This is a genomic window from Amycolatopsis sp. NPDC031561 (assembly GCF_055580625.1).
Window position 1 is genome coordinate 204,487 of the sequence record NZ_JBVILA010000012.1, and the last position, 12,396, is coordinate 216,882.

The 12,396-nt window shown below is 66.8% G+C and carries 11 protein-coding genes; 9 read left to right on the forward strand and 2 right to left on the reverse strand.

Going from position 1 to position 12,396, the window contains the following annotated elements; translation table 11 throughout:
- Positions 1–228: 228 nt before the first annotated feature.
- Positions 229–1,239, reverse strand: coding sequence for a hypothetical protein (locus ACZ5IK_RS24220; RefSeq protein WP_465489739.1), 1,011 nt, complete (start codon positions 1,237–1,239; stop codon positions 229–231).
- Between the two features lie 1,177 nt (positions 1,240–2,416).
- Between ACZ5IK_RS24220 and ACZ5IK_RS24225 the strand changes: the two genes are divergently transcribed.
- Positions 2,417–3,802, forward strand: coding sequence for a hypothetical protein (locus tag ACZ5IK_RS24225; protein ID WP_465489740.1), 1,386 nt, complete (start codon positions 2,417–2,419; stop codon positions 3,800–3,802).
- Here ACZ5IK_RS24225 and ACZ5IK_RS24230 read toward each other — a convergent pair.
- A complete protein-coding gene (locus tag ACZ5IK_RS24230; RefSeq protein ID WP_465489741.1) occupies positions 3,799–4,464 on the reverse strand; it encodes an HAD family hydrolase in 666 nt (221 codons plus the stop codon). The two genes, ACZ5IK_RS24225 and ACZ5IK_RS24230, sit on opposite strands and share 4 nt — an antisense overlap.
- A gap of 473 nt (positions 4,465–4,937) precedes the next feature.
- Between ACZ5IK_RS24230 and ACZ5IK_RS24235 the strand changes: the two genes are divergently transcribed.
- From ACZ5IK_RS24235 to ACZ5IK_RS24270, 8 genes are all read left to right on the forward strand, one after another.
- Entirely contained in the window at positions 4,938–5,777 is an 840-nt protein-coding gene (locus tag ACZ5IK_RS24235) for an SAM-dependent methyltransferase (RefSeq protein WP_465489742.1), read from the forward strand.
- A 59-nt stretch (positions 5,778–5,836) separates the two neighbouring features.
- Positions 5,837–6,475, forward strand: a complete 639-nt coding sequence (locus ACZ5IK_RS24240) for a hypothetical protein (RefSeq protein WP_465489743.1) — start codon at positions 5,837–5,839, stop codon at positions 6,473–6,475.
- Positions 6,476–6,568: 93 nt separating this feature from the next.
- A complete protein-coding gene (locus ACZ5IK_RS24245) occupies positions 6,569–7,576 on the forward strand; it encodes an ABC transporter substrate-binding protein (protein WP_465489744.1) in 1,008 nt (335 codons plus the stop codon).
- Positions 7,577–7,658: 82 nt separating this feature from the next.
- On the forward strand, positions 7,659–8,591 hold the full coding sequence (locus tag ACZ5IK_RS24250; RefSeq protein WP_465489745.1) for an SAM-dependent methyltransferase: 933 nt from the start codon (positions 7,659–7,661) through the stop codon (positions 8,589–8,591).
- Positions 8,575–9,498 (forward strand): SAM-dependent methyltransferase, encoded by a 924-nt coding sequence (locus ACZ5IK_RS24255; RefSeq protein WP_465489746.1) that lies wholly within the window; start codon positions 8,575–8,577, stop codon positions 9,496–9,498. The genes ACZ5IK_RS24250 and ACZ5IK_RS24255 overlap by 17 nt, the downstream gene beginning before the upstream one ends.
- Positions 9,495–9,884 carry a hypothetical protein gene (locus ACZ5IK_RS24260; protein ID WP_465489747.1) on the forward strand — a complete coding sequence of 130 codons (390 nt, stop codon included), beginning with the start codon at positions 9,495–9,497 and terminating at the stop codon, positions 9,882–9,884. Before ACZ5IK_RS24255 ends, ACZ5IK_RS24260 begins: the two co-directional genes overlap by 4 nt.
- A gap of 204 nt (positions 9,885–10,088) precedes the next feature.
- Positions 10,089–11,120 (forward strand): S1 family peptidase, encoded by a 1,032-nt coding sequence (locus tag ACZ5IK_RS24265; RefSeq protein ID WP_465489748.1) that lies wholly within the window; start codon positions 10,089–10,091, stop codon positions 11,118–11,120.
- A 265-nt stretch (positions 11,121–11,385) separates the two neighbouring features.
- Entirely contained in the window at positions 11,386–12,360 is a 975-nt protein-coding gene (locus ACZ5IK_RS24270) for an SAM-dependent methyltransferase (RefSeq protein ID WP_465489749.1), read from the forward strand.
- The last annotated feature ends 36 nt before the right edge of the window (positions 12,361–12,396 follow it).

Consider the following 12,396-nt stretch of genomic DNA (forward strand, 5'->3'; position numbering starts at 1 on the left):
AGGCTGTTCTGAGCACACGTCAGGTCACGACAGACTCCGGCGAGGAGCAGGACTGCCGGATCCCCGCACAGCGGAGCGTGCGTGTGCCGCGCATCCCAGCTCGCTGAATCCTGGCCGGTGCCGCAGCATCCCCTAGGGGCGTGAGCGCGAAGCGCACACCAGGGCGTAGCACCTCCGCCCGGTAGCGATCGGCGGCGCTGCCCAGTGCGCGGTGTGGGCGCGACACCGCTATCCACGGGCGAGTTCCGCGGACCACGCGGCGATCGCTGACGGGGCGTACCTGACGACGACCGGCAGGTGATCCGACGCCGACACCGCCAGATGGCTGGCTATGACCTCGCACGACACCAGCGCCGGCACCACCTCACCGGTGGTGCGGACGATGTCGAGCCGGCGTGGCCCGCAAGCGTCGTCGCCGGGCCAGTGACCCACCGTCGCCGCCCACGGCACTTCCAGGGCCGCCGCGGCGTCGACCAGGCCACCGTCCCGCAGGATCCGCCCGGCCGACCGGTCCGCCTCCCACCCGCGGGTCCCGTCCGGGTTCGTCCGAGTCCTGCACTGGAAAATGAACTCGGGATGCCAGTCCACCGTCTGGCACGGCCGGTCGAGCCGGTGGTGGTACGGGTCGTGGTCGTACTCGCGCCACGGCCTCGTCGTGTCCGAGCGCGGCGGCCAGCCCGGAAGATCGGCCGACACGCCGTTCCAATCACCACCGATGAGCGTCGGACGCACAAGCGGAGGCCGGAACACCCGCTTCAGCACAGCCTCCGCCTCGTCATCGCGCTGGCGAAGCCCGTTCGGCCGCGCGTGAAACGACGCGTGCCGCACCGGTGCCACCGCACCGACATCGAAATCCAGCTGCAGGTACGCATGCCACAGCGCGCGCCCCGCCACCACGACGAACCCGCCGACCGGCTCGATCTCGTCCGACCACAGCAACCCCTGCTGATACCGCTGACTCCCCACCGCCACAGCCGGTCGGTTCGGCTCGTATTCACATCGCAGACCTGTCGCCTCGGCCAGCTCCTGAAGCCGCCGCCCCGCATCCACGACCTTGGTGCGCGATCCGTGCTCACAGCAACAGACACCGGGGGCAGGATTCTCCGCGATCAGCTCCTGCGCCGCGACCACCAGCGCGTCACCCGCCGCTGACGCCGCCTCGCGCACCTGTCGGATCACCGCGTGAACCTTCTCGGCCAGCACCGGATCATCGCTGTAATTCTTCGCGTTGTAGGTCATGAAACGGACATGACCAGACCTCACAACGGACCCACGCAAATTAGCTCCCCTCTACCATCGCCGACGCCCCGTCATGACACGGCGGACAAAAGCAGCGATGTCTTCTTTCCCGGCTTCGGACTCGAAGAGATTTCCCCTATGCGACAACACATCGCCCTTCGCGCTGATCTCCGACGTGACCGGCGCCCGCGCCATCGAGACCGCCAAGCGCTTGGCTGCAGTGCGTCTGGTACGGCGCAGCTTGTACCCCTCTGGATCCTCCTGGAAATCCAGCAGCGACCGATCTCCTCGTACTGTGGACCACCAAATTCGGGCGCCTGCAGGCCCTTGACCGCCCGAGGTGATGACCGGAAACCAGGTTGTTTCAACTCGCCCGATCTTCTCCATACACATTGGACAGTTGACCGACTGCGACGTAAGCGCGTACTTCGGTGCTGCACGACTTATCATGTAGATGCACTCGGCCCGGACAGCGTCGGTTAGACACAACGGGACCAGTAGATCGCGCTCAAAGCGGACCGCAGAGTCGATAATGTGAACCAGCTCCGCGGTCGTCTTTTGGAACTGCCCGTACTGCCGCTGGGCGCCCAGGAGTTCTGGACCAACTGTCGCGTTGAGACCACAGGCCAACCACTGGCAAGAGGGATCTGCGCTCTCAACTCCCAGCAGGTTCGACGTCACCGGTCAAGAGCGCGTCACGTGGCCTGCCAGCAAGAGCCAGCCGAAGCTCTACGCAGGCGCGCTCCGATACAAGGCGCCTGGGCGAACCCAGGCAGGGTACGACGACAGTAATTCGCGTTGTTCTTTGCAGGCTGCGACACGCACAGTAGTTGACCATCGCCAGGATCGGTTCTATAAGGTGGCACAGGGGGTGCAGAGGGGGTGCACAGGGGGTGTGAGCAGATATTGCGCGTCCACCCACGGCACTCTCACGCACTGCCTTCAGCACCACCGTCTGTAGCGAGCACAGCGGTCGAGAGGAGATCCTCGTATCCCCAAGACTCCTTTTAGGTGTCGTACTCGGCACGCGACGCACCAAGCGCCAGTTCTCCGATACGCTGTGAGCACGATGGCGTGCGCAGCCAGAGTGGTGACACTGACGGCCGGTCACGATCGCCGCACAAGCGACTAGACATTCAACTAAGCGACCTGGTGAGCTTGGATTAGGGGACTCTGCGTGGCTGGTGAAAGAGAAATCAAACAGAACCGTCGTCTGCAGTGGTTTCGAGTGGATCGCGGCTGGAGCCGCAGCGAACTGGCCCGCCAGCTAAATCGCAGCATCGTCACCGAGGAGGATCAACACCTCATCGGATATCGCGAAGTCACCGAACAGATGGTCAAGTCCTGGGAAACCCGTAACGGCACTAGCAAGTTTTTCGCCAAGCACCTCTGCATGGTTCTCAATAGGAGCGCCTCGGAGCTCGGTCTCCTCACCGACGAAGAGCTGGCCCTCCGGCCAGCCGATCCCCAGCCGCTCGACATCGCCCCTGCATCTGGCATGGTGAACGTACGAGGGAGGTTTACGGCAAGGGAGGTCGCACGCGTGCGGGCAGACGGTACCGATGAAACCTGGCGATCAGCTCTTCAAGCAGCAGGTGTGCCACTTGACGTCGATCAGGATGAGGTGCTGTCGGCCTACCATCGTCGACGGGCTACCCGCACAGACCCGAAGGCCGTTGCGGCCTACGCCCAGGTTGTCGCGCATCATCGCACGCTGTACTGGACATCCCAGTCGGCGATGTTACTTCACGCAGCGCAAGCACACATGGCTCTGGGTAGTGTCATGCTGAACGACGCCCAGGGTGACGAGCCTGCTCTAGCGGCCGCAGTGGCTGAGTGCGCGCTGCTCGTCGCACGACTGGCGTTCTTCGACCTCGACGGATTCGACGTGCTGGCTCTGAACGCCTTCAGGACGGCCGAAGCCGGGGTCACCCACGCGAGAGACCACTCGCTGGCGGTGGCTGTGGCCGCTCACCAGGCATTCGTTCCAGGCTTCGATGAAAGGCTGGCCGACGCACGCCCCTTCCTCGTAGCAGCCGAACGTCAGTGGCGTAACTCAGGCCACCACCCCTTGGTTCGCGCATGGTTACACTGCGTCTCCGCAGAGATCTACGCCCGCAATGAGCAGATGACTGAGAGTCGACGCCACCTCAAACACGCTGAGGAGTTCCTGGCTAAGTCTGACGGCGCCGCACCACTATGGATGGACTTCTTCGACAGCTCGCGCTTCGCGGGGTTCGCTGGCAACACTGCGCTTCTGGCCGGCCGGTTCAACGATGCTATTGCCTGGCTGCAGCAGTCGCTGGACGGTCTCGGCGCGGACAGCGGCAAGCAGCGCTCTGTCCTACTGCTCGATCTTGCCGCTGCCCACGCTGCAGAAGCGCCCGAACATGCCGTTGATCTCGCTATCGAGGCTTGTGATCAGTTGGAGCGCGCCCCCTACGGAATGGCTGTGCAGCGTCTCCCCCGTGTACGTGCAGCACTGTCGACTGCGCCAACGGGCAGTAGGTTGGTCGATCGAACACACGAACTCCTACGAGCACAACGCACCATCAAACCCTAACCTTCCTCATCGTTGTAGGTCTGCACGAGTTCGGGGAGGTCAACCAGCGAATCCAGCGCGAAGACACATGCCTTTTCGATCGGCGATTCTGCGTCTCGGAGAACATGGCCCCAGATCCCGCGCCGGATCACGGCTGTCTTCATTCCGACCTTTTGCGCTGGAGCGACGTCATTGTCGAGCCTGTCTCCGACATACAGTATCTGTTCAGCCGGAACCCCTGCTTCGGTGACGACTCGTGCGAAGAAGTCAGTTGACGGCTTCTCCACACCCCAGGTGTCTGAAGTACCCAGGATGTCATGTGGTAAGTCGAGGCCACGCAGAAGACGTTCGGCACGAGCTGTCTGGTTGCCTGAAATTCCGACCGTTAGCCCCAGCTCACGCAACTGGGCGAGGCACGGTCGGACATCTCGATATAGGTCGTCTTCTCCAAACCATTCTGGCTGTCCAGCAGCCGCGCGTTTTTCTCGTTCAACAGCGAGGTCAAAGCCGGGCCTGAAAACCTGGAAAGTCTCCCGATAGTCACGTCCCTGAGCGATGATCGAGCCGAACACGCCGGAGAACGTATGCCGCGGAACACCAAGCCAATCTGCCCAGGTTCCATACTCCCGGGCTTCGTTGATTAGTACTTCACCCACGTCGAAGAACACCGTGTTGATCCGCATTGCTGGTGTTGTTCCCTCCACTTCGTACCCGTAGCCTGGGCACATTGACAGCCTGCCAACTCAGGATACGGTTCGCCTTCACTTGACTTGTCGGCGGTTGCTCTCCCCGCCGGCCCACCGGGGTTTGAACCGCTCACACCCTTTGCGCACCCCCTCCGCACCCCCTGTGCCACCTTATAGAACCGATCCTCGCGATGGTCAACTACTGGCGTGTTACAGCCCGCAGAGAAAGCCCCCGCATATGGGATCCAACTCCCGGTAGCGACGATCCGACTGCATCACATGACGGCGTACCGTGACACCTTTGTCCACCACAGTGCCGTCGGACGGGTACCTCCTGGAACGGAACTGATGGTGGTCCAGTCGTGAACACCAAAGCATTAGTAGCAGCGGACCCCTGTGAAACAGGCTGCACGTCACAGCTCGTGCCGTCGGCCCAGTTGGCGCATGACGACACTTACAGTCGTGTGCGGTTGATCGACGCGCTGGTGGGAGGCAAGGACAATTACGAGAAGGACCGGCAGGTAGCGGCCGCGTTCAGCCATGCTCTGCCCGGTGGGGCCGGAGCAGCGAGGCGCTTGTTCGGCGAGGACCGTCGCTTTCAGGTGCGGGTCTGCGAGATGCTGCTGCGGCGCACGCAAGTAACGAAGTTCGTTGTCTGTGGAGCTGATCAGTGGTCGGTGGACGGAGATACGCTGCACGCCCGTATTCACCGGGTGAACTCCGAGGCTGCGGTGATCTATGTCGAGCGTGAGCCTGTCGTCTATCACCACGCGCTCAGCAATTACGACACAGCAACCAACGCGAGCTCTTCTGTCGTCCGCGCTGTCCATGCCGACATCTACGATCCCGGTTTTCTCCGCGAGCTCTACGAGCTGCCGAACTCTCCTCTTTATGGCGGGGAACCGGTGGCGCTACTGCACTGCGCCACTCTGCCGTTTGTTCCTGCCAGCACGGGCCGGGCCGCTGCGGACATCACCGCGGGGCTGATCGACACGCTCCCGGAGGGTTCGTTCCTCGCGCTCACGCATCTGTGCGCGCCGGAGGAGCCCGACGTCGCCGAGGCCGTGCTGCGGGCAGGCGAAGAACTCGTGGCGAGTGACCTCGGGACGCGTCCTTTCCTTCCGCAGCAGGACATCGTGGCGCTGTTCGGGGATCTCCCGCTGGTTGTTCCCCACGCCTTGACCGATGGCCGGGTTCCGGTGCCGTGCCCGCAGTGGTATCCACCCGGCCCGTTCCGTGAGGTCTTCGCCAGCGATCAGTTGAACCTCGCGGGTGTCGCGCACAAAGGCCAGCCCTGGCCTGTCGTTTAGCCACCTACATCGCGCAGAGGGCTGTCCCGACCGGCTCTGTCGTTTCCAGGGGAGTACACATGCACGACTCATCGCGTTCCTCGGCGGCTCTGCAGTACGAGGGGCCGACGTTTCTGCCGCTGCTGGTGCTTTCAGCTGTGGGTGAGGAACGCCGGGATCATGTGATCTCCCGTCAGTCGCGTCGAGACAGATCCGCGGTCGCGGCCGGCTTGGTCGCTGAACTGGTTCTCGTCGGGGCGGTGAGGGTGCGCGGCGAGCGTGTCGAGGTCGTTGACGGTGCGGCGGTCGTGCGGCTGGCCGCGCCGTGTGGCGTCCCGGTTCGCGCGACCTTGTCCAGGGACCTGCTGATCGACGACATGCTCGCGGAGCTCGTGGGGCCCGCCTACACGGTGGCCTGGACGGCTCTGGAGCGGGCGCGCGGCGCACGCCGGAGTCTGCTCCGCGGCTGGGTCCTGACGGATCCGGAGGCGACGTTCTTGTGGCGACGCATGCTCGCCGCCGCCCATCAGAACCGCGATACCGAGGATGGCCGGGCCGCCGCGCTCTGGACGATCCTCGCCGAGGCCGGGCTGCGGCGCGATCAGCTTCGCTCGCAGGGTCTGCAGCCGCGGTGCGCGTGCCCCGCCGCCCTCTGCGGCCTTCTCTTTCGCCGTGAACCGCACTCCCGCCGCGTTCCGTCACGGCGGCAGCACCGCTGAACCGGCCCGTCTGCACACGTCGCGCGCCCGATCTCCCCGGCCGCGCGTCGGCATCCCGCTCTCCCTGTCCGTGTTCCCGTCTTCGGAGACCCCATGATGAGATCGCCTCAGCCGCACCGTCCGCGCCTCACCCCGATTCTCGGTTCCCTGCTCGGCGCCGCTCTTCTCCTGGCCACCTCCGCGTGTGGTCTGCTCGGCGGGGAGTCCGATCAGCCTTCCGACCCGCGGCCGCAGGTGAAGGCGACCGTGATGACGATCCTGGACTCCGCCCCGCTGCGCTGGGCGGTCGAACAGGGGTACTTCACCGACGCGGGCATCACCGTCACCCCGGTTCCCGCTGAGAGCGGGCAGTTCGGGATCGACAAGCTGGCCTCAGGCGACGCCGATATCGCCTACGCCGGTGACGTCGCGATCATCTCCGCCATCGCCAAGGGCGGCTTGGACTTGCGGGTGATCGCCCAGGCCGCGATGGCAGGCCCGGAGAACATGTGGATCATGGTCCGTGACGACGGCTCTGTCCCGACGGTCGCGGACCTGGCCGGGAAACGGATCGCGCACAACGGCACCAACGGGGTGAGCCACATGCTCACCCGCACCGTCATGGCCACCCACAAGGTCGACGCCTCGACCGTCCGGTGGACGACGGCGAAGTTCCCGGACATGGCAGGCCTGCTGGCCCGCGGTGAGATCGATGCCGCGCTGCTGCCCGAGCCGTATGTCACCCCGGCCACCAAGCTGCATCTGAAGCAGCTCATCGATCCCGTCAAGGGCGGGGGCTTCGAACAGTCGATCCCGACCGGCAGCTACGTCGTCACAGCCGGCTGGGCGCAGCAGCACCCCACGGAGATCGCGGCGTTCCAGAAGGCCTTGAGCCGGGCCGCGAAGGACGTGACCTCGAAACCGGAGATCGTCCAGCAGATCGCAGTGCGCGAGATGAAAGTCGGCGCCGGTGACGCACTGGGCATGAAGATGCCGATCTTCCCGCTCGCGCCGTCAGGCGTGCAGCTGCAGCGCTGGGCGGACCTGATGCACAGCTACGGCGTCATCGACCGGCCGATCCCGATGGCCGACTTGATCATCGCGCCCCCACCGAACCAGTAGCCGCCATCCCCGCTTGCCGACCGGCGGTGCGCCGTCCCCACGTCGACCCGCCCGTATCCCGCGAACACGAGAGTCCACAACGATGTCTGACCAACCCAGCCACCCAGGCGCCACATTGGCGTCCGAACTCGGCGATCCACAGTGGATCATTACGCGCGCCCGGGTCCGGGCCGCGTTCGCCGGCCGCTCCGGCGACCCCGGCGCCGATGCGGCCGCGGAACGGATCCGCGCCTGCATGCCAGCCTTCGGTGCGGCGATCGAGGCCGAATACGACGTCCGGGACCGTGTCCTCGCCCAAGCCCACGAAGCCGGGTTCCGGTACTTCGTCGTCGTCGACCCCGACCTCCCGCCGTGGAAGCCCGCGCACCAGCAGCTCCCGGCCGGTTCCGGCTGCCGGGTGCTGTACCTGCTCGACGACGCCGAGCCCGCCGTCCGGTCCTGGCTCGTCACGACCAACCGGGACGACGCGGACGTCCGCTGGATATCGTCGTATCCCGACCTCGCAACGAGCCTGTGCAACGCCGAGGCGAACGGTGACATCAACCTCCGCGAACCGGTCTGTGTCCTGCTCTCCCCCGCGTTCCAGCACACCAAGGACCCGGAAACTCTCCTCGCCGGGCTCTGGAACGTCCTGCCCGAGGACAGCTGGGTGTCGCTCACCCAGCTATCTCCCGACGAACCAGCCCCGACCACCGGCACCGAGCTTTCCCCCGTGGAAGCCGAGTTCCTGAACAGCGCCCAGTCACCGCTGGTACTGCGCAGCGCCTCCACGCTGCTGCAGCTCTTCACCGATCCCCACGACTGGGACCTCCACCGGTTCAGCGGAGTCGAGATCCGCGTCGAGAACCAGATCGAGAACCCGGACCCAGCGGAAGACGAGCCACCTATGTCCACAGTGGACGTCGTGTCGGAGTTGCTCACGGTGACCGCCCGCCGCCCAGGCAGCTCGGAACCTGTTCCGCCGAAGGCAACCGCGCCGCACACGGGAGGGCCCGGCCATGACGACCGCGCCTGACCCGCGTTTCCTGGCACCACACGGGCCGCTCCCCGGCTTGGACGCCGAGCTCGCCCGCCCGACCGTTACCCGGGTGAACGGCGTCCTCCTCGACACACCACCGAAGATTGTGACCGAGATGGGCATCTTCGCGACCGATCGGCACCTGGCCAAGGAGATAGACGCGGACGTTCCCGGCTACCGACGGGCGCTGCACGCACAGCAACGGTTTCTGGCCAAGGTCATCACGCGCGCGGCCCGGCGGAAGATCACCCAGTTCGTCATCCTGCGCGCGCCGCTACCGATCGGCCCGGACGAGGTCACACCACACACCATCGTGAAAGCCCACGTCGCGTCACCGGCCACCGTCCTGGTGTCCCGTGAGGTGATCCCCGCCGCGCACCTGCGGCTCGCCCTGCAGAAACAACGGGACCTCCACGGAGACACCACCCGGGCTGCGGCGATGGCCGCAGCGGTCCACAACGTGGACGAGCCGCTGCACGCACTGCACGAGCCAGAGGCCTGGTCCCTGGACCTCGGGAAGCCGGTGAGCCTCACCATGATCGGGGACCCGTCGCATTGGCCCGGCGACATGGCCGCCCTGATCCGCGCCTACCACCATGAACTCGCCGTGGGCAGCATGGTGGCGGTCAGCGCCCTCGGCCCCGCACCCGCGGGCACACAGGAAGCCGCCGCGCTTGATCACCTCGCCCGGCACCTGCGAAAGACCACCGAACCGCAGCTCACGCTCCGGGCCCCAGCGGAGATCCAGAGCTGGTTCGACCCCGAACGCTGGCACCTCGAGTCCCCCGGGGTCGCTCCGGTGCCGCAGTGGGCCGAACAGCCACCAGGCACACAGCCACCCGAAGAATTCACAGGAGCGGAGCTGCCGGTGTGGTGTGCGATCGCGACCAAGGCCGCGTCATGACGGCTGCGGCCAGGGCCGTGCCGAACGCCGTCCGCCTCACGCCGGAACGGGACGTCCCGCTCGCGGATCTCGTCGACAAGGCCGCCCTCGCGGTGGCCGCGTGCTGCCTGTCTGAGGTCGACGACGGTGTGATTCTTGATCGGGAGGGCGCGGGATCACGGTTGTCCGATGCCCTCGGCCGTCACATCGTGCACCGCTGCTCGGCCTCGGAGCATTGGTTCGTCGACGTCACGGCAAGCAGGGCGGTCCGGCTGGTGGTCGATCGCTCCAGCCCCGGCAAGCCGGTGATCTACATGGCCCAGTCCCCCAGCCCGGGCGCCGGACCGGACCTCTACCGGGAACTCGTCGACGCCGCCCGATCCGACGCGGCCACCGACCGCGGCTGAGCGTCGCGTCCCGGAGCGGCTGTCCAGCCAGAGAGTCCCCAATGCGACGAACGCAGCCCCTGACCGCCTGCGTCGCCGCACACCGCCACCGGTGTCCCCGGTGGCCCACAGTCGCGCTCGCGCATCCGCGCGAGCGTTGGAAAGTACTAGCACAGAAGGGAAACAGTGACAGAGCTATATTCGAGAACCCGCCGCCGTGGCGGGTTGCGTGCCGCCGTAGCGGTCCTGGTGACGGTGGTCGCCGCTGGGTTCGGTGGCGCGCCGGTCGCTGCCGCAGACGGCGGGTACCACGGTGCGGCCCCGGCCGTAACCGCCAGCACCACCAGCCCGGCCGCCGTTGACAGCGGAGGCGACGATGTGTCGCCGATGATCGTCCGCGGCGAACGGGCACCGCAGGCCTACGCCGGCGCCGGGTCGATCCAGCTGGCCAAGAACGGCGTGAAAGATTGGCACACCTGTAACGGTGCGCTGATCGCCCCGTCGTTCGTGGTCACCGCGGCGCATTGCCTGTCGGTGATGCCTCCCGCGCCGCAGCGCGCGGACCGGGCAGGCGAGCTGGCGTGGCGGGCGTTCCAGCAGGCACCGCCCCCGCAGCGGGCCGGTGTCGGTACGACGGCGGATCCGCAGGATCCGTCGCAGTACACGCTGCGGATCGGGTCCACCAACCGGCACTACGGTGGCGCCGTCCGCGGCGTCAAGACGATCTCGCTCCCGGACTACTGGGAGTGGGGTGTGCCGGACGAGGACGGCTACATCTGGGACCTGGCCTTGATCCAGCTGGATCACCCGGTCCCGGGCTGGCTGGTCAAGCCCGCGAAACTCGCCTACCCCAAGGGGGGCAAGCAGGCCCGGATCATCGGGTGGGGTGTGACCGACCCGGATCCGTCCCACTGGGGTGCCCCGGCACCGACGTGGCTGCGGCAGCTCGACGTCCCGATCTCGGCGAAGGACGACTGCACCAAGGCCGGGATCGGGCGCGGCGAGATCTGTCTGGGCACCGCCCCGAACGGCGGCACCGCGTGCGCCGGAGACAGTGGCGGCGGAGCGTTGCAGCAGCACGGGCGGGAGTGGGTCCTGATCGGACTCGGGTCGCGCTCGCACACGCACGCCTGCGTCGCCTCCACGATCTACACGCAGGTCGCGGAACCGCGCTACCTGCTGTGGATGATCCGGACCGCGCACGAGCGTGACCGGTTCACCCGGATCACGCAGGCGGATCTGACCCTCGCGGGCTAACGGTGGTGCGGATCGGTGGCCGTCCGGAGCGGACGGTCACCGATCCGTCTACTCCGCTCCTTCAGCACAAACCCGCCCACGGCGATGCAGGACACGCAGTCGTTGCTCGCGTTCTCGACACCTCATTCGACATTCGACGTATCAAAGGATCCTTGTTGTACACGCTTGTCCGGAAGGCCGCCGCCGGTAACGTGGGCGCCCGCCTCAACCTGGTACCGATATCGGCTCCCGCACGGGTGATCGCCGTGATGGCGGGCGAGGCCGCGTGACCTTCGAGACCGCTCCGTTCCTCGAGGGCCGCGGACCCTACTGGCCGGACGCCTGCGCCGCCTCCGGCCGGGACTGCCCGCCGCCCTACACCGGTGAGGACCGGATCCGCCTGCAGCGCCGATGGGCCGATACCCCGGTCGTGTGCCGGTGCCATCCGCACCCGGCCCGTGTCGGCGCCGTGCTGCGTTCCCCGGAGACGTCCCTGGCGACCGCGCGCGACCGGCGGCTCGCGGACGAGCTCGCCCGGATCGCTCCCCGCTCCCGCCAGGCCCTGCACGACAGTGACACGTTCACCACCCGCGTCATCCGCCACGCGCTGGCCGATGGCATCACCCAGTTCCTGGACCTGGGATCCGGGCACATCGCCACCAGCGCGGCCCACGTCGCCGTCGTCGAGCATCCCGCGGCGACGATCGTGCACGTCGATCACGATCCGCACGTCGACAGCCACAACCTGTGCGATCTCACCGAAGACCCGGTCCTGATGACCCGGCCGCGGACCCTCGTCCACGCGAACGCGTTCGCCATCGGCCCCATGCTCACGTCCCTGCACCGCAGCGGCACGCTGGACCGATCCCGGCGGGTCTGCGTGCTGCTGGTGGACCTCCTGTACTACCTCGACCCCGCGAACGACCCGCGATCGGTGATCCGCCGCCTGGTCAAGCGTCTCCCGCCCGGCAGCTGGATCGCGGTCAACCACCTCATCAACCGCGCACCGTCCACACTGGACAACCCAGGTGCCCGGGCCACACTCCGCCGCGACACCGACCGCTGGTGCAGGGCCATGACCCGGTGCGTCCCGCCACACCCGCACGCCAGCAGCCGCAACGAATTCGCCCGCCGGATCGCCGACCTGGATCTCCTCCCGCCAGGCATCACCCCCACCGGCCGCTGGCCCGACCCGGACACCATCCGCCTCCCCCAGGCCCCGTACACCCTCGCGGCCGTGGGCCGGGTCCCCGCGGCATGACCACCCTCCAGCACCGAACGCGCCAGAAGCAGAAAG

Excerpts from the sequence above, each read along its gene's own strand:
- ACZ5IK_RS24220 (WP_465489739.1), bottom strand. The coding sequence starts at position 1,239 with ATGACCTACAACGCGAAGAATTACAGCGATGATCCGGTGCTGGCCGAG.
- ACZ5IK_RS24230 (WP_465489741.1), bottom strand. The coding sequence starts at position 4,464 with ATGCGGATCAACACGGTGTTCTTCGACGTGGGTGAAGTACTAATCAAC.
- ACZ5IK_RS24240 (WP_465489743.1), top strand. The coding sequence starts at position 5,837 with ATGCACGACTCATCGCGTTCCTCGGCGGCTCTGCAGTACGAGGGGCCG.
- ACZ5IK_RS24245 (WP_465489744.1), top strand. The coding sequence starts at position 6,569 with ATGATGAGATCGCCTCAGCCGCACCGTCCGCGCCTCACCCCGATTCTC.
- ACZ5IK_RS24250 (WP_465489745.1), top strand. The coding sequence starts at position 7,659 with ATGTCTGACCAACCCAGCCACCCAGGCGCCACATTGGCGTCCGAACTC.
- ACZ5IK_RS24255 (WP_465489746.1), top strand. The coding sequence starts at position 8,575 with ATGACGACCGCGCCTGACCCGCGTTTCCTGGCACCACACGGGCCGCTC.
- ACZ5IK_RS24260 (WP_465489747.1), top strand. The coding sequence starts at position 9,495 with ATGACGGCTGCGGCCAGGGCCGTGCCGAACGCCGTCCGCCTCACGCCG.